Source organism: Streptomyces sp. ActVer, from assembly GCF_027270795.1.
Classification (GTDB): Bacteria; Actinomycetota; Actinomycetes; order Streptomycetales; family Streptomycetaceae; genus Streptomyces; species Streptomyces umbrinus_A.
In genome coordinates, this window is record NZ_JAPWHT010000026.1 from 1 (window position 1) to 23,858 (window position 23,858).

The following is a 23,858-nucleotide window of genomic DNA, read 5'->3' on the forward strand; positions in this document are numbered from 1 at the left end:
GCTCCGCTCGCCCCGCCGGGCCCACGACCGTCACACAGCGGCGAACGCCGGCTCGTCACCCTTGGGTGTCCAGGCGCTCAGGGCCACGCCGGGGCGCACGGCCGCTGCCCTCAGGCCGCGCGCAGATAGCCCGAGTTCGCCACCTGGCCGAGGAAGCTCAGCCGGGTGTCCGTGGCCATGTGCTTCTCGAAGGCCTCCTTGATCCCGGGCCACTTGGCGTGCCCGAAGTCGTCGAGGACCACGATGCCGCCGGGCGCGGCGATCTGCTCAGCCCATTCCAGATCCGCCTTGACTCCCGCGGCGGAGTGGTCGCCGTCGACGATGATCACTCCGTAGCTGCGGTCGGAGACCTTGGCGCGCACCTCGGGGTCCTCGGAGAAGCCCTGCTGGACACGGGCCGCGGCCCCGGCCGAGCCGACCAGGTCCAGGTTGGTGCGCACGGCGGCCCCGCGCACGGGGACACCCGTCGGATCGGCTCCCTCGGTCGTGCCGGGCTGCAGCTGCAGCCCCGCCAGCGGGTCGACGATCGTCAGACGCGGGTCGCGCCCCGCGCGCTCCATCATCCGGATCAGAGCCGCGCCGAACATCCCGTACAGGGTGCCGATCTCCAGGATCTCGTCGTTCGGCGGATCCAGCAGGGGCACGGCGGAGAGCTTGCCGCAGATGTTCATGGTGCCGCCCGCTATGCGGCCGACCCCGAGCGACTCCAGAGCGATGAGCAGTCGGAACGACTGGGCGATGTTGCGCTCGGCGCCGTCCTTGTCCCCGGTCACCGACGCCAACTCGGCTATCGCGCGGTTGAGATGGACCTCCGCCGGGAGCCTGGACACGCCACGCCCAGTCCCGTCGAGCAGCAGTTCCAGGGGGCGCTGGCGGTTCCTCAGTGTCGCCAGCTCGTGCAGTGTGCTGTCGGAACCGCCACCGACGGAGCGTCGAATCTGCCGATCGATGCGCTGATCGATGAGGTCGGCGATCGGACGCAGGGCGCGCCGGGCGACCCTGGTGGTGAGCAACGTTCGCATGGCTCTGTGACCCCCACAGATATCGGAAGGGAAGGTATGGATGACCCTGGGCATCACCCGGTGGCCGGACCGCATCCGATGTGCCGGGGAGTCAACGCCCCACGCACCGCGGCTACGCCCGCTTCCCCCCGTCGGGCAATGGCAGTACTACTCGGATTCCCCATGACATGGTTGAGGAGCCGAGGCCGCACACGCCCGAACACGGCCGCACGCTTTCTGCCTCACCAGCACACAGCACACCGGGTTCGATTCACAGCTCAACCGTGCCTGACAGAGCCACAGTTCTCACAACCGTCGCCACGAGTTAACCGAAGAGCCGAATTCGCTCTCCTGGTCCCACGCCGGCCGGTCCTCGACGAGCCGGTTGAGGAGCCAGGCCAGGGGAGCCAGAGGGTTCCCGGACGGTTGGTACACCATCCGGGAACCGACTTGATTCCGACTCAGCAGCCGTTGGTGGTCGTGCCGTACCAACCACCCCATGTGTTGGTCGCGTAGTCGTCGTAGTTGCAGTAGTAGTTTCCGGTCTCTGTCACGACCTTCACGGCCTTGCCCGCGGAATTCTCGAAATAGTCGACGAAGCGGAGGGCTCTGCCGTTGCCCGGCATCTCTTTCCAGCTGCCGGCACCCGACCAGGTGTGCCATATGGATCCTGACGGCGCCACACCGAAGCATTCGTCCGGCCCGTACTGCCAGTCGACGAGGTCCGCGCCATATCCGTTCAGGCTGCCCGTGTAGCCGAAACAGGTGGCAGCTGCTGCGGCTGTGGACGAGGTCGAGGCTGTGGACGAGGCCGCGGGCGAGGCGGACACCGCGATTGCGCCGCATGCCGCAAGGGACACGGCGGCGGCAGCTGCCGACAAACGGAATCGATACTTCACGTTCTCTCCATTTCGATTCGGCTGTGCTGACTCTTTCGGATCGAACGCTATGGAGGCCCAGGAAAATCATGCAAGCGCGTTTTCGGCCGCCCTTCAAAAGTCGGTCGATTTCCTCCGTGCGCGAAGCATGGTGGCGGATTTCGACTCCACGTCACTTTCCGTTTCTTTTCGACTGCTTCACCGGCCGGGAGGGAAACGGCGAATAGTCTTGTGGATTTCGCTGCTGTCCTCGGCTGCGTCCCGCAGCCGGACGTCTGGGACCTCGGCGGGCAACCCGTAGCCGCCGGGGGCTTCTCTCAGCCGCTGCCGCCCGGTTGGAACGACCCGGCGGCGGCCCTCGGGGAATTGACCGGAGCAGTGGCTAGCGTTTCGGTTTGTTCAGCAGGGAGCGCATGCGTGGTGTCAGCGGGTCCTCGACGAACCGGTTGAGGAGCCAGGCCAGGGTGAGCATCGTCAGAACCGTCAGGGGCAGGGTCGCGTACGCCGGGATGCCCAGCTTCTGGTGGTACGCCTCGATGACCACCCAGCCCAGGTGCTCGTGCACCAGGTAGAAGGGATACGTGAGGGCGCCCGCGACCGTCAGCCAGCGCCAGTTCGCCCAGTTCAGCCAGCCCAGGGCGATGGCGGCGACGGCGACGAAGCCGAACGTGACGACGAGGACGATTCCGAACGACGTGCGGTAGGAGAAGAAGTCCGGGTTCGGTGCGTGCCACAGCCCGCGCACCGCCTGGTTCTGGCCGATCAGCCAGCTCACGATCACTATGCCCCAGGCGTACGCGTCGTGCCGGTCGCGGTGGACCAGGTAGAGGCCGATGCCGCCGATGAAGAACGGCGCGTACTCGGGCATCAGGACCAGGTTGAGCAGCGGCTCGTTCGCCGCCTGGGCGAGCACGGCGGCCAGCGTCCAGCCGGCGCAGAACATGATCACGCGCCGCCGGGTGGCGCCCGGCAGCACGACGCACAGCGCGAACAGCGCGTAGAAGCGGACCTCCGCCCAGAGCGTCCAGCAGACCCCGAGCACCCGGTCCGCGCCGAGCGGCTGCTGCATCATGGTCAGGTTCACCAGCGTGTCGCTCGGCGAGACCGTCTTGTACGCCACCACGGGCAGCGCGAACACCACCGTCACGATGACGATCGCCGCCCAGTAGGACGGCAGCAGCCGGGACGCCCGGGAGGCGAAGAACGAGCGCAGCGGCCTTCCCCAGCCGCTCATGCAGATCACGAAGCCGCTGATGACGAAGAAGACCTGCACACCCAGACAGCCGTACGCGAACCACGAGTGCAGCGTCGGGAACTGGGCCTTTGCGGAGGTCCCCCAGGCCTGCGTGACCTCGCCGCCACGACCGCCGTAGTGGTACGCCGCCACCATCAGCGCGGCGATCAGCCGCAGCCCGTCCAGGGCCCGCAGCCGGTTCTCCCGAGGCTTCTTCGGTTGCGGGGGGCTGGGCCTGTCGGCCGCGGGGAGGACGGCACGGACCACCGTGCCCACGGACGTCGTACGTGTGTCCTCGGGAAAGTCGGTCACGGGTCCCCTCAACGGCCGTTCTGTGAAGTCGTGCGCACTGCGGGCCGTGGATTCCGTGACCCGGGGCCTCCGAGGGCCTCAGCTAATTCACAGCACACTAGTCCGACTCACAGGTGGGGCCCGGTTGAAGAACTGATCATTCCCTGACCGGACCCCAATAATTCACCGTCTGTTTGTTCTCAATTCCCGCAGGAACTCAGCGGCCCACTGCCTTCTTCAGAGAGCGGGCACGGCGGGCCACCCGGCGCACGGTCGCGTTGCGCGGAAGGAACGCCAACTGCGCCGGGACCGCGCCGGGCAGCGCCAGTGAGGTGAGGCGCTTGCGCTTGAAGTACCGCCAGGTGTGGGTGTTCAGATGCTTCGTCAGATAGGCCTCGGCGGCCGGGCGCAGGTCCGGGTAGATCTTCGGCTGCATCGCGTAGCCGACGGCCCGCACGAGGTCGGTCAGACCCTGCTCGTCCGTGCCCCGGCGCTGCTCGGTGACCGCCTTGCGGTCGGTCAGGTCCGGCAGCAGCGCGTCGACGACCGTCACCGGAACGCGGTTGCTGTTCTCGTACGGCGTCAGCCGGTCGAGCAGGGTGGCGGTGCCGACGCGGGCGACCGGCAGGCCGTACAGCGCGTAGGCCGTGAGCAGTGCCGTGGAGAAGCAGCCGACCACCAGGGCGGGACGCATCCGCTGGTAGAGGACCTCGGCGAGGACCGGGGTGTCGAGCACCGTCAGATCGGCGCCCAGCTTCTCGGCCTCCTTCTCCAGGCCACGGGTCCAGCGGGCCGGCGCGGAGGGGTGCGGCTTGAACACCACGCGGGTGTGGCCGAGTTCGACGGCGCCCTTCAGCATCCGGACGTGGAGGTCCTCCTCCTGCTCGGGCGTGAGGATGCCGAGCGCGGAGAGGTACTGGCCGAGGAGCAGGGCCGGTTCGTCGACCACCGGCAACGAGTCGCCCGTGTCGACCAGTTCGGCGAGCACCTTCACGAAGGCGTCCGTCGGCACGATCTCCGACTCCACACCGAACTCGGTGAGCAGGAGCGGCTGGAGCCCCGGAACCAGGTCGAGGTGGAGCAGCCGGTCCACGCGGGTGCCGACCAGCGGGTCGATCTTGTTGCGGGTGGGGCCGTAGCTCATCAGGCCGTCGGCGTACACGGTGACGGGCGCGCCGGTGAAGATCTGCGTGACGCCGAGAGCCGGATTGACCTGGATCGACTCGACCGCGAGCTCCACGGGGTCGTCGCCCAGCCCCCACGCGAGCCGCAGGTGCCGCTCCCAGATCGGGACGTCGTCGAGCCGGGGGGCCCAGCCGCCCGGGTGGAAGGGGGAGATGGTCTCGTTCCACGACACCACGTCGTCGAACCGCTCGCGCAGCCGCTCGAACCCGGGCATCTCGTCCACACCGGGCGTCGTCTCGGGCGTCGCCGTGTTGTTGCAGACGAGCAGGATGCGGCGGTCCGCGGGCGCGAAACAGTCGGAGTCGAGGGCGGCGGCGAGCGTGGCCGTGCCGTACAGCGTCGACGCCAGGAAGATCTGCGTGGTCACGCGGCGACCCCCGCGGCGGCCGGGCGGCGGCGCAGCCTGCGCAGCCGGGTGGCGCGCTGGATGTCCATGGAGTCGAGGGCCTCGTCGAGGACGTTCTGCGGCATACGGCGCAATGCCGCGGCGCTCATCGACTTCAGTTTCCGTGCCACCTGTGGCTCGAACCTTTCGATGGATCCCAGATGATGGGAAATAATCGCGCAATATGTGCGCACGGCCTTGGGAAGCAGTTTGTCCGCGTCCGGGTCCTGCGCGGTTTCCACGACGACCTGGTCGAACGCGCGAATGAAATCGAGTTGGCGCACATCACCGATCTGGGTCAGCGAGGACGCGACACCACGCCGGTAGAACACACCGAGCAGCCCCACCGTGGCGAACGACTCGGCCTCCCGGTGGAGCTTCCAGATCCACGGCCGGTCCTCGGCCGTGCGCAGCCCGTCGGTGAAGTGCAGCAGGCCCCGGTCGACCAGCCGGCGGTGGTAGATGCCCGCCCACGCGTACGCGTAGTCGACGGAGGTGGACCGGTCGGCGGGCAGGATCGCCTCGCGCGGGTTCAGCACGACACCGCGCCTGCCGTGCGGAACCCGGTGGATGGCGCGGGCCCGCGCGGTGCACTGGACATGGTCGGTACGGACGAAGTCGCACCCCAAGTCCTCTATGGCGGCCAGGAGTTGCTCGTAGTAGCCGGGGGCCAGCCAGTCGTCCCCGTCGAGGAACGTGAGATATTCGCCGCTCGCCGCGTCGATACCTGTGTTGCGCGCGGTGGCCAGCCCTCCGTTCTGTTCGTGTCTGACATGCACCGCGCCCGGGAGCTCGCGCTCCGCGCGCGCGAGAATGTCCGGGGTCTCGTCGCGTGAACAGTCGTCGACGAGAATGAATTCGAAGTCCTCGCGTGCGTTCGCACGCAGACTCCTCAGGGTGTCGGGTGCGTATTGCTGCACGTTGTAGAACGGCACGATGACGGAGAGCTTGACCACCCGAGTGACGTTAGGCGGCGGCCCGGCATTCGTCTTGACCGCCGGTGAGATGCAAGGTGAACGACGCGTGGCGGATTGGTGAATCAGGTCTTTTCTGCTGCCGATCCGAGGCCGATTCGCCATTCGGCTCTGTGCTGTTAACCCTTTGTTGCATTCTGGTTGGGCCGCGCATCGGAATCGCTTCCTAGCGTCTTGGACGTGCCAGCAAGTACCTCGAAGTCCCTGCGAGTCGCCGTCCTCGCCGATTCCGACACCCGGTGGAAATGGGGCTCGCTCACCGCGAACCGCATCGCACCGGCCGATTCGGACATCAGGCTCGACGGCTACCTCCTGCGCGGCCGTGCGACCCCCACCGCCCGACAGCTCGAAGAGGTCGGCGTGCGCGCGGACTCCCTCCGGGAGGTCACCGCCGTGGAGTTCCTGCGGGAGATGGCCCGCGCCTCCGAGGGGGCCGAGGGGACTGAAGAAGGGGCGCCCGCGTACGACCTCGTCGTGCTCTCGCTCGTCGGCGGGGCCGTCCAGGCGATGCTGCACGGACTCTCGTACCAGTGGCGGGAGCGCTTCGGACCGGGGCGCGTGAAGCGGCCCGTCGTCGTCACGGGCTATGTCGGGGTCGTCTACGAGAAGCTCGCCGACGGTCTGCTGCTGCGGCACGGCGCGGACCTGGTCCTCGCCAACTCCCGCCAGGACGCGGAGCGTTTCACCGCCGTGTACGAGGGAGTGGGCGCCGACGCCTCCTCGGTGACCGAGGTCGCGCTGCCCTTCCTCGGCGGCGCCGCCTACGAGAAGCACGACCCGTACACGGTCGTCTTCGCCGCGCAGCCCTCCGTCCCGGAGAGCCGCAAGGACCGTACGTACCTGCTGAACCGGCTGGTGAAGCACGCCCGGCTGCACCCGGACCGCGAGGTCCTGCTGAAGCTGCGGTCCAAGCCGGGCGAGCACACCACGCACATCGAGGAGCAGCCCTACCAGCGCCTCGCGGAGCGGATCCCGGGCGGCCTGCCCGCCAACTTCCGCCTCGTGTACGGGCACATGGGCGAGGTCCTCGACCGTACGGACCTGCTGGTCACCATCAGCTCCACGGCGGCCCTGGAGTCCCTGCACCGCCGGATCCCCACCGTCGTCCTCACCGACCTCGGTGTGCGCGAGTCGCTCGGCAACCACCACTTCGTGGGCTCCGGGTGCCTCGCCTCCTGGGACGAACTCGACGCCGGGCACGAGCCGTCGCCCGACGAACAGTGGGTGGCCCGACAGGGAGTGGCCGCTGGGGGCACCTCCCGGACGGAGTCTGGGGGAGGCTCGTACGAGACGGCCTTCGACACGGCCCGCGAGCGCATCGCGAAGCTGCTCGGCCAGGGCGGACTGACCGCCCTCGCCCCCTACTACACCCCCGCCACCGCGCCCGGCTATCTGCCCGGCATCCTCGCCCGCCACCACCTCGGCCCGGACGGCAGCCCGCTGCCCCGCGCCCCCGACGCCGACAAGGAACCGGGCCCGGTCCGGCAGATCGTGCGCCGGGCGGCGCGCGGCGCCTACCGGCACGGCGTGCAGCGCGTGGCGCCCGTCATCCGGCGCATGGGCGAGCTGTGACCGCCCACCCGACGGATCCGCGAGCCGCGGGCGTCCAGAACCCTCCTCAAGGAGTACAGCCAATGACCAACTCGCAAGCGGGCCAGGCGACAGCGGGCCGGGCGAAGCCGGTGCGCCGGGTGCTCGCGGTGATCCCCGCGCGGGGCGGCTCCAAGGGCGTCCCCGCCAAGAACCTCCTCCCCGTCGGCGGCGTACCCCTGGTGGCCCGTGCGGTGCGCGAGTGTGTCGCGGCCCGGCTCGTGACGGACGTCGTGGTCTCCACCGACGACCAGGCGATCGCCGCCGCCGCCCGCGAGGCAGGCGCGGAGGTCGTGCTGCGCCCCGCCGCCATCGCCGGCGACACCGCCACCTCCGAGGCCGCCGTCCTGCACGCCATGGACGCCCACGAGGCGCTGCACGGCTCCGTCGTCGACGCCGTACTCCTCGTGCAGTGCACCAGCCCGTTCATCATCCGCGAGGACATCGACGGGGTCGCCGGCGCGGTCGTCGAGAACGGCGCGGACACCGCGCTGACCGTGGCGCCCTTCCACGGCTTCATCTGGCGGGACGCGGACGACGACCCGACCGCCGTCGACACCGAGCGCACCCGGGCCGTCGGCGGCGGCACGACCGTCGCCAACACCACGGCCACGGACGGCGGTTACGGCGTCAACCACGACAAGTCCTTCCGCCCGCGCCGCCAGGACCGCCCCCAGGACCTCCTGGAGACCGGCGCCGCCTACGCCATGAACGCGGCGGGGCTGCGCGAGCACAAGCACCGCTTCTTCGGCCGTACGGAACTCGTCCGCACCGACCCCGCCCGGGTCCTGGAGATCGACGACCCGCACGACCTCGCCCGTGCCCGGGCCCTCGCGCCGCTCTTCGACGCGAACCGGCCCGGCACCCTCCCGACCGCAGATGACATCGACGCGGTCGTCCTCGACTTCGACGGCACCCAGACGGACGACAGGGTGCTGATCGACTCCGAAGGACGGGAGTTGGTCTCCGTGCACCGCGGAGACGGACTCGGCATCGCGGCCCTCCGCAAGAGCGGCCTCACGATGCTGATCCTGTCCTCGGAGAAGAACCCGGTCGTCGCCGCCCGAGCCCGGAAGCTGCAGATCCCGGTGCTCCACGGCATCGACCGGAAAGACCTCGCACTGAAGCAGTGGTGCGAGGAGCAGGGCATCGCGCCTGAGCGCGTGCTCTACGTCGGCAACGACGTCAACGACCTCCCGTGCTTCGCCCTCGTGGGCTGGCCCGTGGCGGTCGCGAGCGCCCACGACGTCGTACGCGGCGCCGCACGCGCGGTCACCACCGTTCCCGGCGGCGACGGCGCGATCCGAGAGATCGCCAGCTGGATCCTCGGCCCTTCTCTCGACTCCCTCGACAGGTAAGGAACTTCTCCACCATGAGCACCAACTCCCGTCTGCGCCAGTTCGGTTCGAAGACCGCCGGCCCGGGTCACCCCGTCTACGTCGTCGGCGAGATCGGCATCAACCACAACGGCGACCTCGAGAACGCCTTCAAGCTGATCGACGCCGCCGCCGAGGCCGGCTGCGACGCCGTGAAGTTCCAGAAGCGCACCCCGGAGATCTGCACCCCGCGCGACCAGTGGGACATCGAGCGCGACACCCCCTGGGGCCGCATGACCTACATCGACTACCGCCACCGCGTGGAGTTCGGCGAGGACGAGTACCGCCAGATCGACGAGTACTCCAAGTCGAAGAACATCGCCTGGTTCGCCTCCCCGTGGGACACCGAGGCCGTCGCCTTCCTGGAGAAGTTCGACGTCCCGGCCCACAAGGTCGCCTCCGCCTCCCTCACGGACGACGAGCTGCTCCGCGCCCTGCGCGCCACCAACCGCACGGTCATCCTCTCCACCGGCATGTCGACGCCGAAGCAGATCCGCCACGCGGTCGAGGTCCTCGGCAGCGACAACATCCTGATGTGCCACGCCACGTCGACCTACCCGGCGCAGGCCGAGGAGCTCAACCTCCGCGTCATCAACACCCTCCAGGCCGAGTTCCCGAACGTCCCGATCGGCTACTCCGGCCACGAGACGGGCCTGCAGACCACCCTCGCCGCGGTCGCCCTGGGCGCCACCTTCGTCGAGCGTCACATCACCCTCGACCGCGCCATGTGGGGCTCCGACCAGGCCGCCTCCGTCGAGCCGCAGGGCCTGACCCGCCTCGTCCGCGACATCCGCACCATCGAGGCCTCCCTCGGCGACGGCGTCAAGAAGGTCTACGAGTCCGAGCTCGGCCCGATGAAGAAGCTGCGCCGCGTCCCGGGCGTCGTCGCCGAGGCCGAGATCGCGGCGGCGGCGGGCGAGCCGGTCGCGGTCTGAGTCACCTCCGAATCCCGATCAGGATCAAGGGAAAGCGACGGTCGTACGTCGATGAGTCCCCGTGCCGGGTCCACCGGCCCCCAGTCACCCGCCACCCTGGCTTTCGTGGAGAGCCCGGTGCAGCTCCTGAACGTCCTGGAGTGGGCGCATGCGCATGCCCTGAGGGCGGCTGCCCTCAGGATCACGGGCGAGCCCTCCGGACCCCCGGGTCCGGAACTGGGAGCCGGCAGGCCCGGCGGGACCGGCAGGTTCGGCCGGTCGGGCCGGCCGGGTGGCGCCGGCAAGAGCGGCGGCACCCGTGGGGTCAGCAGGCCCGACGGGGCCGGGGCGGGGCTCATCCTCGTCGTCCTCTCGCCGACCGACCCGATGACCCGCGGCCAGCTCCGGCGCATGGCCGAGCTGGCCCGCGACGAGGGGTACGAGGTGCGTTGGGAGGAGGCGCGGGGCGGGGCGCTGGCCCCCTTCCACACGGTCGGCGGGCTCGCCCCACTCCTGCGGCGCGCCGAGCGGATCGTGATGGGCGACCCCTTCTCCCGCTACGTACAACTGCTGCTCAGCATCACCCGGGCCAGTGATCTCGTCGTCGTCGACGACGGGACCGCGACGATGGAGTTCGTCTCCCAGCTCGCGCGGGGTGAACGGCTGGTGCGCTGGCACCGGCGCGGTGGTCGTCCCGGGGCCCGGGACCTGGTCTTCGCACCTGTCTCGGCCCGGGCCCGCCGGCGGCTCACGCCGGGGAACGGACGGCGGGTGGAGGTCTTCTCCTCCATGCCGATCACCGAGACGCCCGAGGGTGTCACCATCACCGCCAACGACTTCTCCTGGACCCGGTCCCGGTTCGGCCCGCCCCGGCTCACGAAGGGCGCCGATTTGGTCGGGACGTCCCTGGTGGAGACGGGAGTGGTGGACCCCGACCGCTACCTGGAGGCGGTGCAGGGCCTCGCCACGACGTACGGCGCGACCCGGTACTTCGCCCACCGGCGGGAGAGCCCGGACAAGCTGCACCGGCTGGCCGTCGAGACCGGTCTGGAGATCGTCCGCCCGGACCTCCCGCTCGAACTGATCGCCCGCCGCGGTCCCATCGGCCGTACGATCCTGAGCTTTCCGTCGACCGTGGTGCACACGTTGCCGCTCGCGCTCGTCGGTACGGAGGTCAGGGTCGCCGTGTGCGACATCGATCCCGCCTGGCTCACGGAGAGTGCCTCTCCCCGGGCCCAGGGTTTCCTCTCGGGCGTCACCGGCACGGCCCGGGACGTCCACCGGCTCTCAGCCGTCACGACAGCGACCTGACGGTCTCGACGGGGTTCCACACGGGTGTGGGTGTGGGTGTGGGTGTGGGTGTGGGTGCGGGTTCGTTGTGGCTTGTCGCGCAGTTCCCCGCGCCCCTGGGGGGGCTGACCTGTCGTGTGTCGGGTGCGGGCCGGCTGTGGCTTGTCGCGCAGTTCCCCGCGCCCCTAGGGGGTGGGCCGACCTGTCGTTCGTCGGCTGCGGCCCGCCGGGGGCTGGTCGCGCAGTTCCCCGCGCCCCTTAGAAGCGCGCCTGCCGGCCGTCGTGGGGCGGGGCCGCTCTGGGACATCCGACCGCAGCTGTGTCGTCCCGCGCCCACAAGTTGCCCGTCGGAGGTCGTGCTGCGGTCGGAAATCCCGGCGCGTCCCCTCCGGCGGAGTCGCGACTGCCGCCCGGTGGGGGTTCGATCCGCCACCGCGCCGTGGCGCTTGAGGAAGTGGGGCGACAACAGCGCCCCGAAAGGGGCGCGGGGAACTGCGCGAGCAACCCAGGACGGCCCGCACCTGGCGAACAGACATCGACACCGGCATCTTCAAGGGCGCGGGGAACTGCGCGATCAGCCCCCGGCGGGCTGCAGTCGGCACACAATCCAACGACCGCCCCGTCCGGCAGGTGAACAGAACCGGTCGCGGCCACGTATGCGTGGTATGCGTAGAGAGCCCCTCCCCGGAGACCCGGGAATGGGCGTCGCCGCCCGGAGGTTCTCCCATCAGGAGACCTGGAGCACGATCCATTCGGCCACCCAGGACCCACACGGCTGAAAAGCCGGGCGAGTGTACCCATCTCAGTCAATATCTATGCGCCACGCGGCCAGGTTTTCTTCCCGAACGGGTTGAAGTTTTGTTGATCGTGGGTCAGTTGGCCGTCGCGTCGCCCTACCCTTCAGAGGGTGAACCAACTGATGTCCCGAGATTCCGAGGCCGACCAGCCCGGGGAAGCCGCGCTTCCCGGCACGCTCCCGGGTGCGCTCGCAGACGCCCTCCCGGGCGCCCTCCCCGGCACGCTGCCCGAGGCACTCCGCACAGAACTCGTAGCCTTCCGCCGCGACCTGCACATGCACCCGGAGCTGGGCAACCAGGAGTTCCGCACCACCGCCGCCATCAAGGCGCGCCTGGAGCGGGCCGGCCTTCACCCCCGCGTGCTCGCCATCGGAACCGGACTCATCTGTGACATCGGCGACCCGGACCCCGCGCGTCCGATGCTCGCCCTGCGCGCCGACATCGACGCCCTGCCCATCCCGGACACGAAGACCGAGTGCGCGTACCGCTCGACCGTGCCCGACCGGGCCCACGCCTGCGGCCACGACATCCACACGACCGTGGTCCTCGGGGCGGGCCTCGTCCTCGCCGAGCTGCACGAGCAGGGCCTGCTCGACCGGGCCGTGCGCCTGATCTTCCAGCCCGCCGAGGAAGTGCTGCCCGGCGGCGCTCCGGACGTCATCGAGTGCGGGGCGCTTGAGGGCGTCGGCCGGATCGTCGGGGTGCACTGCGACCCGAAGGTCGACGCGGGCCGGATCGGGCTGCGGCACGGCCCCATCACCTCCGCCTGCGACCGCCTGGAGGTGTCGCTGGACGGGGCCGGCGGGCACACCGCACGCCCCCACCTCACCACCGACCTCGTGACCGCCGCCGCCCGCGTCGTCACGGACGTGCCCGCCCTGGTCGCCCGGCGGGTCGACGCACGGTCCGGCCTCGCCGTGACCTGGGGCCGGATCGAGTCGGGCCACGCCTGCAACGTCATCCCGCAGCACGCCGAGCTCTCCGGGACCGTACGGTGTCTGGATCTCGCCTCCTGGCGGGCCGCGCCCGATCTGGTGCACGCGGCCATCGACGAGATCGCGAACCTGTACCGGGCCAAGTCGGAGATCAACTACATCCGAGGGGTGCCGCCGGTCGTCAACGACCCGGACACCACCGACCTGCTGCGGGACGCCATGGCCGCACGGCGCGGGCTGCACTCCGTGGAGGACACCGAGCAGAGCCTCGGCGGCGAGGACTTCTCCTGGTACCTGGAGCACGTGCCCGGGGCCATGGCCAGGCTCGGAGTGCGCACCCCGGGGGAGCGGACCGTGAGGGATCTGCACCAGGGCGACTTCGACGCGGACGAGTCGGCGATCACCGCGGGAGTGGAGCTCTTCACCGCGGCCGCCCTCCTCGACGCCGGGGCCTGAGCGGCGGGCGCGGCCGGTCCTTCCGGTCGCGCCGTCCACCCCCGCGCAGTAGCGTGGTGGACTGTCAAGAACCACTCGTGTCGTCACGCGGACTCCACCGTGCCGGTTGCGGAGCGTGACTGCCGTGGTGGGTGCTGCGTCCTGATGTGCACCTTTCGATCCCGGGGTTCACAAGGACGTAACCGGCCATCGGCACGAATGGATAACGGCCAAGCGCTACCCCGTTCCCTCAAGGGTCTACGCGCGTTAATGTGCGCCGAACTCAGCACCCACTGCGGGGCTTGGAGAATGGGGAACTTCAGATGCGTCGGATATCCAGCCTGACCCGCGTCGCGGTGGGGGTCGCGTCGCTGGCACTGGCGGCGACCGCCTGTGGCGGCACCAGCAGCGACAGCAGCAGTAGTGACAGCAGCGAGAGCAAGGGCGGCAAGGGCCTTGCCATCGCGTACGACGTCGGCGGCAAGGGCGACCAGTCCTTCAACGACGCCGCGTACGCCGGTCTGGAGAAGGCGAAGAAGGAGTTCGGCTACCAGACCGCCGACATCGAGCCCACCGACGGTGAGACGGACGCCGACAAGGAACAGCGCCTCGTCTCGCTGGCCAAGCAGGGCTACAACCCGGTCGTCGGTGTCGGCTTCGCGTACGGCCCCGCGCTGGAGGCCGCCGCCAAGAAGTACCCGAAGACCAGCTTCGGCATCGTGGACTCCGTGGTCGAGGGCGACAACGTCGCGTCGCTCGTCTTCGCCGAGCAGGAGGCCTCGTACCTCGCCGGTGTCGCGGCCGCCAAGGCCACCAAGACCAACACCGTCGGCTTCGTCGGCGGCGTGGACATCCCGCTGATCCACAAGTTCGAGGCCGGCTACACGCAGGGCGTCAAGGACACCAAGCCCAGCGTGAAGGTCCTCTCGCAGTACCTGACGCAGACCGCCGAAGAGGGCGGCTTCTCCAGCCCCGACAAGGGCAAGGCCGCCGCCGAGGGCCAGTTGGAGAAGAACGCGGACGTCATCTACCAGGCCGCGGGCCTGTCCGGCCAGGGTGTCATCGAGGCCGCGGCCAAGAAGAAGGTCTGGGCGATCGGTGTCGACTCCGACCAGTACAAGCAGGAGGCGCTGGCCGCGTACAAGGACTACATCCTGACCTCGGCGCTCAAGGACGTCGGCGGCGCGGTGTACTCCCTCGCCAAGTCGGTCGAGGACGGCAAGCCGCTCACCGGTGTCCAGACCTTCGACCTGAAGGTGAACGGCGTCGGCCTCGCCGACAGCAACCCGAAGATGGGCGAGATCGCCGGTCTCACCGACGCGGTGGCCAAGGCCAAGGCGAGCATCATCGACGGCACCATCAAGGTGAAGACCGAGTAGTCCTAAGGGCGGGCCCCGGGCCCGTCACCGCCCGAACGGGCGAAGCAGTCGAATTCACGCAGAGCGGGCGGGCATCCTCGATGCCCGCCCGCTCTGGCGTTCCCCTCGCAGGTCATCCGCCATGGACGGACCTTTGCGGTCGGCAAGCCCGCAGCCGGTCCGCGGGAGCCCTCGGGCACAGCCGCATAACAAGGTGGACAGAGGGGGTTCTCTCGCGGGTCTACGCGCGTTAATCTGCGGCGAAGCCAGCGCCGAAGGTGTTCCGCCCGGCGCTTGTACAAGCTTGTACGACAGGAGCACAACACATGCGCCGGGTTCCCCGCATCGCGCTCGCAGGCGCAGCGGCCGCCTCTTTCGCCCTCGTCCTCTCCGCCTGTGGCGGTACGTCGACCTCCTCCGGTTCGTCGGAGTCGAAGGGCGACAAGGGCCTCGCCATCGCGTACGACGTCGGCGGCAGGGGCGACCAGTCCTTCAACGACGCCGCGTACGAGGGCCTGAAGAAGGCGAAGAGCGAGTTCGGCTACGAGACCGCCGACATCGAGCCCACCGACGGTGAGACGGACGCCGACAAGGAGCAGCGCCTCGTCTCGCTGGCCAAGCAGGGCCACAACCCGGTCATCGGCATCGGCTACGCCTACGCGCCGGCCGTCAAGGCGGCTGCCGAGAAGTACCCCGACACCACCTTCGGCATCGTCGACGACTCCACCATCGAGGCGGACAACGTCGCGGACCTGGTCTTCTCCGAGCAGGAGGCCTCGTACCTCGCCGGTGTAGCGGCCGCCAAGGCCACCAAGACCAACACCGTCGGCTTCGTGGGCGGTGTGGACATCCCGCTGATCCACAAGTTCGGGGCGGGCTTCGCGCAGGGCGTCAAGGACACCAAGCCCGGCGTGAAGGTCCTCTCGCAGTACCTGACGCAGACCGCCGAGGAGGGCGGCTTCTCCAGCCCCGACAAGGGCAAGACGGCCGCCGAGGGCCAGATCGAGAAGAAGGCCGACGTCGTCTACGCGGCGGCCGGCCTGTCGGGCCAGGGTGTCATCGAGGCCGCCTCCGCCAACAAGGTGTGGGCGATCGGTGTCGACTCCGACCAGTACAAGCAGGAAGCTCTGAGCAAGTACAAGGACGCCATCCTCACCTCCGCGACGAAGGACGTCGCCAAGGCGGTGTACAACCTCGCGAAGTCGGTCGAGGACGGCAAGCCCGAGACCGGTATCGTCAGGGGCGACTTGAAGTCCGGTGAGGTCGGCCTCGCGGACTCCAACCCGAAGTTCAAGAGCGACACCGCGATCCAGGAAGCCGTTCAGGCGGCCAAGGAGAAGATCATCGGCGGCGAGATCAAGGTCAAGTCCAGCTGACAGCAGTACCTCAGGAGCAGCTAGGCACTCCGGGGAAGTTCGGATACCGATCTTCCCCGGAGCCGCTCGTAACCGCGGGGTTACGTCCGCTCAACGGGGTACGGGGAGCCTGGCTCCCCGTACCCCGTTCTCGCGGCGCGTCGGCCCCTCATGTTGCCGTAGGGGCGCTACGCGCGTAGACGACCCCCTTTCCCTTCAGGAGAGTGCGCCATCAACGCGTCCAGCAGTCCTCCGGCCGGCGCGGTCAACGGATCGGTGACCGCAGTCGAACTCGCCGGGATCACCAAACGGTTCCCCGGCGTCGTGGCCAACCACGACATCCACCTCAGCGTCCGCAAGGGCACGGTCCACGCCCTCGTCGGCGAGAACGGCGCCGGCAAGTCGACGCTGATGAAGATCCTCTACGGCATGCAGAAGCCGGACGAGGGGACCATCGCCGTCGACGGGGACCAGGTCACCTTCTCGTCGCCCGCCGACGCCATCGCCCGCGGCATCGGCATGGTGCACCAGCACTTCATGCTCGCCGACAACCTCACCGTCCTGGAGAACGTCGTCCTGGGCAGCGAGAAGTCGTACGGCATCGGCGCCAGGGCCCGTCGCCGGATCGTGGAGCTCTCCGAGCGCTACGGCCTCGGCGTGCGCCCCGACGCCCTCGTCGAGGAGCTCGGTGTCGCCGACCGCCAGCGCGTGGAGATCCTCAAGGTCCTCTACCGCGGCGCCCGGATCCTCATCCTGGACGAGCCCACCGCGGTCCTCGTGCCGCAGGAGGTCGACGCGCTCTTCGCCAACCTGCGCGAGCTCAAGTCCGAGGGCCTGTCGGTCATCTTCATCTCGCACAAGCTGGGCGAGGTCCTGTCGGTCGCCGACGACATCACGGTGATCCGCCGGGGCACGACGGTCGGCACGGCCGTCCCCTCCGAGACCACCTCGCGCCAGCTCGCCGAGCTGATGGTCGGCAGCGAACTGCCCACCCCGGAGACCGCCGAGTCCACGGTCACCGACCGGCCGGTGCTGACCGTCGAGAAGCTGCGCCTGGTCGCCCCGGGCGGCAAGGCCCTGCTCGACGACATCAGCTTCACCATCCACGAGGGCGAGATCCTCGGCCTGGCCGGTGTCGAGGGCAACGGCCAGACCGAACTGATCGAGGCCCTCATCGGCCTCAAGGCCGCCGACTCCGGCACGATCGCGCTGGCCGCCGAGGAGATCACCTCCTGGGCCACCCGCAGGCGCCGCGAACAGGGCATCGGCTACATCCCCGAGGACCGCCACCGCCACGGCCTGCTCCTGGAGGCCCCGCTCTGGGAGAACCGCATCCTCGGCCACGTCACCGAGAAGCCCAACACTCGCGGCAGTCGGGGTGTCTGGCTCGACATCAAGGGCGCCCAGGACGACACCCGCCGCATCGTCGAGGCGTACGACGTCCGCACGCCCGGCATCGACGTCACCGCCGCCTCGCTGTCCGGCGGCAACCAGCAGAAGCTGATCGTCGGCCGCGAGATGACCCACAAGCCGCGCTTCCTGATCGCCGCCCACCCCACCCGGGGTGTGGACGTCGGCGCGCAGGCCGCGATCTGGGACCACATCCGCGAGGCCCGCCGCGAGGGCCTGGCCGTCCTGCTGATCTCCGCCGACCTGGACGAGCTCATCGGCCTCTCCGACACCCTCCGGGTGATCTACAACGGCAAGCTGGTCGCGGACGCCGATCCGGCGACCATCACCCCGGAGGAGCTCGGCTCGGCCATGACCGGCGCCGCCTCCGGACACCTTGAGAACGAAGAGCTCGTGGAACAGCTGGAAGAAGAGCAGGCAGAGCTCGAAGAGCCTGCCGAGACGCCGGCGGACGGCCCGGCAGACGCCCCGGAAGACGAGGCCCGCTGATGAAGAAGTTCGACAAGGAGCGACTGCTCCTCGCGGTGGCCGGACCGGTCATCGCGCTCGTCGTGGCCGTGGCGCTGACCTCGGTCGTGCTGATCGCCTCGGGGAAGAACCCGTTCGAGCCGTACTCGATCATGTTCGAGCAGGCCACGTTCTCCGACATCCAGGTCCTGATCATCAACCAGGCCTCGCTGTACTACATCGCGGCGCTCGCGGTGGCCATCGGCTTCCGGATGAACCTGTTCAACATCGGTGTGGACGGCCAGTACCAGCTCGCCGCCATGATGGCCGCGGTGGTCGGCGCCCACGCCGGCCTGCCGGCGGTCCTGCAGGTCCCGCTGCTGCTCCTCACCGCCGTGCTCACCGGCGCCTTCTGGGCCGGCATCGCCGGTGTCCTCAAGGTCACCCGAGGGGTCAGCGAGGTCGTCGCGACGATCATGCTGAACGCGATCGCGACCTCCGTCATCGCCTACTTCTGGCTGCCCAACGTCTTCGGCGTCAAGGTCGGCAACAACAACACCACCGGCGAGATGCACGAGTCCGGCTGGATCCCCGGCTTCGACATGGGCGACGCCGGCGAGATCTACGGCCTCGTCGTCCTCGCGGTCCTGCTCGGCATCGGCTACTGGGTCGTCCTCAACCGCACCCGCTTCGGCTTCGACCTGCGCGCCTCCGGCGCCTCGGAGACCGCCGCCGCGGCCAGCGGTGTGAACCCCAAGCGCATGGTCCTCACCGCCATGCTGATCTCCGGCGGCCTCGCCGGTCTCGCGGGCCTGCCGATCCTGCTCGGCGACTCGCACACGTACAGCCTGAACTTCCCGACCGGCATCGGCTTCCTCGGTATCGGCATCGCCCTGCTCGGCCGCAACAACCCGACGGGCATCGCCTTCGCGGCCCTCCTGTGGGCCTGGCTGGACAAGGCCTCGCCCGAGCTCGACTTCTACGGGTACGACAAGGAGATCGCGGTCATCATGCAGGGCCTGATCGTGATCGCGGTCGTCGTCTCGTACGAGGCCGTGCGCGAGTGGGGTCTGCGCCGCCAGCAGCGCCGCGTCGGCGCCGAACTCGCGGCGGGCCACGTGCTCGGCGCCACCTCCGACAACTCGATCCAGAAGGAGGTGGCCGGACGATGACCACCGTGACCGACCTCAACCAGCCCTCGCTGCAGCCCACGGCGCCCAAGGGCCGCCGGCTCACGCTCCCCGTCCTCCTGCTGGTCATCGCGGGCGGCCTCGCGCTGACCTCGATCGTCCGCATCATCACCGGCGCCGACGGCATCACCAACGTCAGCCAGATGTCGACCGCGCTCGAACTGGCCGTTCCGATCGGCCTGGCCGGTCTCGGCGGTCTGTGGGCCGAGCGCGCGGGCGTCGTCAACATCGGCCTCGAAGGCATGATGATCCTCGGCACCTGGTTCGGCGCCTGGGCCGGCTACCAGTGGGGCCCGTGGAACGGCGTCATCATCGGCATCATCGGCGGCTGCCTCGGCGGTCTGCTGCACGCGATCGTCACCGTCACCTTCAACGTCAACCACATCGTCTCCGGTGTGGCGATCAACATCCTGGCCCTCGGGGCCACCCGCTACCTCGCCCCGCTCGCCTTCGAGGGCGTGCAGGGCGGCTCGGCCAAGCAGTCCCCGCCGGTCGAGTCGATCGGCAACTTCACGGTGCCGGGACTGTCCGACGCGCTCGTCGACCTCAACGACAAGGGCTGGTTCTTCATCTCGGACCTCGCCGGTCTGCTCGGCGGTCTGGTCACCAACGTGTCCTGGCTGACCCTGATCGCGATCGCGCTGATCCCGGCCACCTGGTGGATCCTGTGGCGCACCGCCTTCGGTCTGCGGCTGCGGTCCTGCGGCGAGAACCCGGTCGCGGCCGAGTCGCTCGGCGTCAACGTCTACAAGTACAAGTACCTGGCCGTGATCATCTCCGGCGGTCTGGCCGGCCTCGGCGGTGTCTTCCTCTCCATCGTCGCCAACCCCTTCTACCTGGAGGGCCAGACCAGCGGCCGCGGCTACATCGGTCTCGCGGCGATGATCTTCGGCAACTGGATGCCGGGCGGACTCGCCATCGGCGCGGGCCTGTTCGGCTACACCGACAGCCTCAACCTGCGCGGCGGCGCCGAGAACGTCCACGCGCTGCTGCTGCTCGGCGCCATACTGCTGGCCATCGGCGCGATCTGGCTGCTGGTCAAGAAGAGGTACGTGCCCGCCGTGATCACCTTTGCCGTCGGCGTGCTGATGTTCACCTGGTACTCACTCACCGACGAGGTGCCGAACCAGGTCGTCTCCGCCACGCCGTACGTCATCACGCTGCTCGTCCTCTCCCTGTCCGCGCAGCGGCTGCGGATGCCGAAGGCGGACGGCATGCCGTACCGGCGGGGGCAGGGGAAGTGACGTCCGCCGGAACCGGATCCGCGGCCGAGGTCGACTGGGAGGCCCTGCGGGAGGTGGCCCGCGAGGCCATGTCCCGTGCGTACGCCCCGTACTCGGGCTTCCCGGTCGGTGTCGCGGCCCTGGTCGACGACGGCCGGGTGATCTCCGGGTGCAACGTCGAGAACGCCTCGTACGGGCTCGGGCTGTGCGCCGAGTGCGGACTGGTCTCGCAGCTCCACAACACCGGGGGCGGCCGGCTCACGCACTTCACCTGCGTGGACGGCCGCGGCGAGATCCTGGTCCCGTGCGGCCGCTGCCGCCAGCTGCTGTACGAGTTCGGCGGCCCCGATCTGATCCTGGAGACGCCGGCCGGGATCCTGCCGCTCTCGGAGATGCTTCCGCAGGCCTTCGGGCCGGGGCATCTGCGCAAGTAATTCACGGTCGGCCCCTCGGAGTTCGGAGTCCCTGTGCCTCCAGGGCACCGGGAGGGGCCGCTGCACTTCGGAAGGAAAGGCCATGGCTTTGTTGTCGATGGATGCCATCTCCGTCATCCGCACCAAGCGCGACCGCGGCGAGCTGAGCGACGAGCAGATCGACTGGGTCATCGACGCGTACACACGCGGCGAGGTCGCCGACTACCAGATGGCCGCCCTGAACATGGCGATCCTGCTCAACGGCATGAACCGCGGCGAGATCGCCCGCTGGACGGCCGCGATGATCGCCTCCGGCGAGCGCATGGACTTCTCGTCCCTGTCCCGCCCGACCGCCGACAAGCACTCCACGGGCGGCGTCGGCGACAAGATCACCCTCCCGCTGGCCCCGCTCGTAGCGGCCTGCGGCGCGGCCGTCCCGCAGCTCTCGGGCCGGGGTCTCGGCCACACCGGCGGCACCCTCGACAAGCTGGAGTCGATCCCGGGCTGGCGCGCCCTCCTCTCGAACGAGGAGATGCTCTCCGTACTCGACGAGGTCGGCGCGGTGATCTGCGCGGCGGGCGACGGCCTGGCCCCGGCGGACAAGAAGCTGTACGCGCTCCGGGACGTCACGGGCACGGTGGAGGCGATCCCGCTGATCGCCTCGTCCATCATGTCGAAGAAGATCGCGGAGGGAACGGGCTCGCTCGTCCTGGACGTGAAGGTGGGCACGGGCGCCTTCATGAAGACGATCGAGGACGCGCGCGAACTGGCCTCCACGATGGTCGGGTTGGGCACGGACCACGGTGTGAGGACGGTCGCGCTCCTGACGGACATGTCGACCCCGCTGGGCCTGACGGCGGGCAACGCCCTGGAGGTCCGCGAGTCGGTGGAGGTGCTGGCCGGCGGCGGCCCCGCGGACGTCGTCGAACTGACCCTCGCCCTGGCCCGCGAGATGCTCGACGCTGCGGGCGTGAAGGACGCCGACCCCGCGAAGGCACTGGCCGACGGCTCGGCGATGGACGCCTGGCGCCGCATGATCGCGGCCCAGGGCGGCGACCCGGACGCCCCGCTCCCGACATCGAGGGAACAGCACGTGATCAAGGCGGGGGCCACGGGCGTACTGACCCGCCTGGACGCCTACGACATCGGCATCGCCGCCTGGCGCCTCGGCGCGGGCCGCGCCCGCAAGGAGGACCCGGTCCAGGCAGCCGCGGGCATCGAAATGCACGCCAAGCCGGGCGACACGGTGACGGAGGGCCAGCCGCTGCTGACCCTCCACACGGACACCCCTGAGCGCTTCGCGTACGCGCTGGAGGCGATCGAGGGTTCGTACGACGTGGCGGCCCCGGGGACGGACTTCACGGCCGCGCCGGTGGTGCTGGAACGTATCGCCTGACCTGGACTTTCATCGTTCGGGTGAACGGGACCGGTGGACCGGCGCCGGTCCCGTTCGGCATGCTGGACTCGGTGACGCAACGAATGGAGACCGCCATGAGCGCACTCACCGTCGGCCACGACCCCGAGCAGAGCTGGGACGACCTCGTCCGGTTCTGGGAGGAGATGGAATGGCCCGAGGGCAGCAAGGTGGAGATCATCGAGGGGATCATCACCGTGTCACCTGCTCCCGCCTACCGTCACAACGTGATCGCGGAACGAATCCAGCGCCGTCTCTACTCAGTGATCCCCGAGGACTGGGGAGTCTTCCAAACACTGGCCATCGCCGTGCCGTCGCGCCTGGGCATGCTCATCCCGGACATCGTGGTGGCCCCTGTGCGGGATGACGCCGAGTCGGACACTCACATTCCGGCTGCTCTCGCCGAACTCGTCGTCGAGGTCACCTCCAAGTCCAACGCTCGCCACGACCGCATCAGCAAGCCCGCCGCCTACGCCACCGCAGGCATCCCTCTGTACATCCTTGTCGACCGCTGGGCACCCGAAGGCCCCACCGCGACGCTCTACGGAGAACCGATGGGCGACGTCTACCGCCCTCTGAGCATCACCAAGTTCGGCGAGACCATCAAGCTGCCCGCCCCCTTCGACCTCGCCATCGACACCAGCGAGTTCCCCGAACGTTGAATCACCCAAGCACGGCCGCCACCACCACGAGCACAGGCACCGCAGCCATCGTCGACAGCAGGATCGACTCCCGCGCCAGCACCTCGCCCACCCGATACCGCGACGCGTACGTGAAGAGGTTCTGCGCGGCGGGCAGCGCCGAGGTCACCACCACGTCGAGCAGCGGGGCGCCCCGCAGGCCGAAGACTCCCGCCGCCAGGGCCCAGGCCGCCAGGGGCTGGCCCACCGACTTCAGGGCGACGGAGAGCAGGACGGGGGTCCGGTCGGGGCCGCGGCCCGGCATCGTGCTGCCGCAGAGGGAGATGCCGAAGGCCAGGAGGACGGCCGGGACCGACATGTTGCCGATCAGGGTGAGCGGGTCGAGGACCGGGCCCGGGACCGTCAGGCCGGACGCGGAGACGGCGACGCCGGACAGGGAGCCGATGCCGACCGGGTTGCGGACGGGAGTGGTCACCCGCCGCCACAGGGAGGTCTTCTCGCCCGGGCCGGAGAGGTCGAGGACCGTCAGGGCCACCGGGGTCATCACGATCTGCTGGAAGAGGAGCACGGGGGCCACGAGTGAGGCGTCGCCCAGCACGTAGACCGCGATCGGGATGCCGAGATTGCCCGCGTTCACGTAACTGGAGCACAGGGCGCCGATCGTCGTACGGCCCACGCCCCAGCGGCGTACGGCACCGACCGCGACGAACACCCCGGCCACCGCGAACGTACTGATCGCCGTCACCAGCAGCCGGTTGGAGAGGATCACCGACAGGTCGGCCTGAGCGAGTGTGGTGAACAGGAGCGCGGGGGTGGCCACGTGGAACGCGAGCTTGGTCAGCACCTCCCGGCCGTTGTCCCCGAGATGGCCGCGGCGGCCGATCAGATAGCCGACGCCGATGACGACGGCGATCACCGCGAAGCCGTTCAGCACCCCCTGCACGGCACCTCCCCGAGCTCCCGGGGGTGGCCGGGGGCTGCGCGGAGGCGGTCGCGTATTCGGTCGGGGAGCAGCGCGGGCAGGCGGAGGGGCGCCAATTCGTGGGGCATACACCGAACCCTCTTGGGTAGGCCCTGCCCAGGTCAATGTGACCTTGCGCCACCTGAACTTCGTGCTCGGTG

The 23,858-nt window shown here is 69.6% G+C and carries 19 protein-coding genes; 13 read left to right on the forward strand and 6 right to left on the reverse strand.

Features of this window, described 5'->3' with window-relative positions; all coding sequences use genetic code 11:
• Positions 1–110: 110 nt before the first annotated feature.
• The 5 genes from O3Q52_RS06905 to O3Q52_RS06925 form a co-directional block, all read right to left on the reverse strand.
• On the reverse strand, positions 111–1,022 hold the full coding sequence (locus O3Q52_RS06905) for a class I SAM-dependent methyltransferase (protein WP_269647900.1): 912 nt from the start codon (positions 1,020–1,022) through the stop codon (positions 111–113).
• Between the two features lie 440 nt (positions 1,023–1,462).
• Positions 1,463–1,900 carry a hypothetical protein gene (locus O3Q52_RS06910; RefSeq protein WP_269647901.1) on the reverse strand — a complete coding sequence of 146 codons (438 nt, stop codon included), beginning with the start codon at positions 1,898–1,900 and terminating at the stop codon, positions 1,463–1,465.
• A gap of 361 nt (positions 1,901–2,261) precedes the next feature.
• Positions 2,262–3,380, reverse strand: a complete 1,119-nt coding sequence (locus O3Q52_RS06915; RefSeq protein WP_269647929.1) for an acyltransferase — start codon at positions 3,378–3,380, stop codon at positions 2,262–2,264.
• Between the two features lie 241 nt (positions 3,381–3,621).
• On the reverse strand, positions 3,622–4,956 hold the full coding sequence (locus O3Q52_RS06920; RefSeq protein WP_269647902.1) for an alpha-2,8-polysialyltransferase family protein: 1,335 nt from the start codon (positions 4,954–4,956) through the stop codon (positions 3,622–3,624).
• Positions 4,953–5,930: a glycosyltransferase family 2 protein gene (locus tag O3Q52_RS06925; RefSeq protein ID WP_266755655.1), complete on the reverse strand. Its 978-nt coding sequence runs from the start codon at positions 5,928–5,930 to the stop codon at positions 4,953–4,955. Before O3Q52_RS06925 ends, O3Q52_RS06920 begins: the two co-directional genes overlap by 4 nt.
• A gap of 198 nt (positions 5,931–6,128) precedes the next feature.
• On the opposite strand from O3Q52_RS06925, the gene O3Q52_RS06930 reads away from it, so the two are divergent.
• The 13 genes from O3Q52_RS06930 to O3Q52_RS06990 all read left to right on the forward strand — a co-directional run bounded on the left by O3Q52_RS06930 (position 6,129) and on the right by O3Q52_RS06990 (position 22,757).
• The gene (locus tag O3Q52_RS06930; protein WP_269647903.1) at positions 6,129–7,520 is read left to right on the forward strand and encodes a DUF6716 putative glycosyltransferase; all 1,392 of its coding nucleotides are present in this window, start codon (positions 6,129–6,131) and stop codon (positions 7,518–7,520) included.
• A 62-nt stretch (positions 7,521–7,582) separates the two neighbouring features.
• On the forward strand, positions 7,583–8,896 hold the full coding sequence (locus tag O3Q52_RS06935) for an N-acylneuraminate cytidylyltransferase (protein ID WP_269647904.1): 1,314 nt from the start codon (positions 7,583–7,585) through the stop codon (positions 8,894–8,896).
• 14 nt (positions 8,897–8,910) lie between these two features.
• Positions 8,911–9,849, forward strand: coding sequence for an N-acetylneuraminate synthase family protein (locus O3Q52_RS06940; RefSeq protein WP_190229603.1), 939 nt, complete (start codon positions 8,911–8,913; stop codon positions 9,847–9,849).
• A gap of 51 nt (positions 9,850–9,900) precedes the next feature.
• Positions 9,901–11,139 (forward strand): hypothetical protein, encoded by a 1,239-nt coding sequence (locus tag O3Q52_RS06945; protein ID WP_269647905.1) that lies wholly within the window; start codon positions 9,901–9,903, stop codon positions 11,137–11,139.
• Between the two features lie 898 nt (positions 11,140–12,037).
• Positions 12,038–13,306: an amidohydrolase gene (locus O3Q52_RS06950; protein WP_269647906.1), complete on the forward strand. Its 1,269-nt coding sequence runs from the start codon at positions 12,038–12,040 to the stop codon at positions 13,304–13,306.
• Positions 13,307–13,608: 302 nt separating this feature from the next.
• The gene (locus O3Q52_RS06955; protein ID WP_266755644.1) at positions 13,609–14,664 is read left to right on the forward strand and encodes a BMP family protein; all 1,056 of its coding nucleotides are present in this window, start codon (positions 13,609–13,611) and stop codon (positions 14,662–14,664) included.
• A gap of 305 nt (positions 14,665–14,969) precedes the next feature.
• The gene (locus tag O3Q52_RS06960; protein ID WP_269647907.1) at positions 14,970–16,019 is read left to right on the forward strand and encodes a BMP family protein; all 1,050 of its coding nucleotides are present in this window, start codon (positions 14,970–14,972) and stop codon (positions 16,017–16,019) included.
• A 255-nt stretch (positions 16,020–16,274) separates the two neighbouring features.
• Positions 16,275–17,897 (forward strand): ABC transporter ATP-binding protein, encoded by a 1,623-nt coding sequence (locus O3Q52_RS06965; RefSeq protein ID WP_269647908.1) that lies wholly within the window; start codon positions 16,275–16,277, stop codon positions 17,895–17,897.
• Positions 17,897–19,027, forward strand: a complete 1,131-nt coding sequence (locus O3Q52_RS06970) for an ABC transporter permease (protein WP_269647909.1) — start codon at positions 17,897–17,899, stop codon at positions 19,025–19,027. The genes O3Q52_RS06965 and O3Q52_RS06970 overlap by 1 nt, the downstream gene beginning before the upstream one ends.
• On the forward strand, positions 19,024–20,289 hold the full coding sequence (locus tag O3Q52_RS06975) for an ABC transporter permease (protein WP_269647910.1): 1,266 nt from the start codon (positions 19,024–19,026) through the stop codon (positions 20,287–20,289). The genes O3Q52_RS06970 and O3Q52_RS06975 overlap by 4 nt, the downstream gene beginning before the upstream one ends.
• Positions 20,286–20,702: a cytidine deaminase gene (locus tag O3Q52_RS06980; protein WP_269647911.1), complete on the forward strand. Its 417-nt coding sequence runs from the start codon at positions 20,286–20,288 to the stop codon at positions 20,700–20,702. The genes O3Q52_RS06975 and O3Q52_RS06980 overlap by 4 nt, the downstream gene beginning before the upstream one ends.
• Before the next feature lie 91 nt (positions 20,703–20,793).
• A complete protein-coding gene (locus O3Q52_RS06985) occupies positions 20,794–22,077 on the forward strand; it encodes a thymidine phosphorylase (RefSeq protein ID WP_269647930.1) in 1,284 nt (427 codons plus the stop codon).
• 95 nt (positions 22,078–22,172) lie between these two features.
• Positions 22,173–22,757: a Uma2 family endonuclease gene (locus O3Q52_RS06990; RefSeq protein ID WP_269647912.1), complete on the forward strand. Its 585-nt coding sequence runs from the start codon at positions 22,173–22,175 to the stop codon at positions 22,755–22,757.
• A gap of 1 nt (position 22,758) precedes the next feature.
• On the opposite strand, the gene O3Q52_RS06995 is transcribed toward O3Q52_RS06990, so the two are convergent.
• On the reverse strand, positions 22,759–23,679 hold the full coding sequence (locus O3Q52_RS06995; RefSeq protein ID WP_269647913.1) for an AEC family transporter: 921 nt from the start codon (positions 23,677–23,679) through the stop codon (positions 22,759–22,761).
• Positions 23,680–23,858 lie beyond the last annotated feature (179 nt).

Coding starts and splice junctions, on each gene's coding strand:
- O3Q52_RS06940 (WP_190229603.1), top strand. CDS start 8,911: ATGAGCACCAACTCCCGTCTGCGCCAGTTCGGTTCGAAGACCGCCGGC.
- O3Q52_RS06905 (WP_269647900.1), bottom strand. CDS start 1,022: ATGCGAACGTTGCTCACCACCAGGGTCGCCCGGCGCGCCCTGCGTCCG.
- O3Q52_RS06955 (WP_266755644.1), top strand. CDS start 13,609: ATGCGTCGGATATCCAGCCTGACCCGCGTCGCGGTGGGGGTCGCGTCG.
- O3Q52_RS06935 (WP_269647904.1), top strand. CDS start 7,583: ATGACCAACTCGCAAGCGGGCCAGGCGACAGCGGGCCGGGCGAAGCCG.
- O3Q52_RS06950 (WP_269647906.1), top strand. CDS start 12,038: ATGTCCCGAGATTCCGAGGCCGACCAGCCCGGGGAAGCCGCGCTTCCC.
- O3Q52_RS06945 (WP_269647905.1), top strand. CDS start 9,901: ATGAGTCCCCGTGCCGGGTCCACCGGCCCCCAGTCACCCGCCACCCTG.
- O3Q52_RS06970 (WP_269647909.1), top strand. CDS start 17,897: ATGAAGAAGTTCGACAAGGAGCGACTGCTCCTCGCGGTGGCCGGACCG.
- O3Q52_RS06975 (WP_269647910.1), top strand. CDS start 19,024: ATGACCACCGTGACCGACCTCAACCAGCCCTCGCTGCAGCCCACGGCG.
- O3Q52_RS06960 (WP_269647907.1), top strand. CDS start 14,970: ATGCGCCGGGTTCCCCGCATCGCGCTCGCAGGCGCAGCGGCCGCCTCT.
- O3Q52_RS06990 (WP_269647912.1), top strand. CDS start 22,173: ATGAGCGCACTCACCGTCGGCCACGACCCCGAGCAGAGCTGGGACGAC.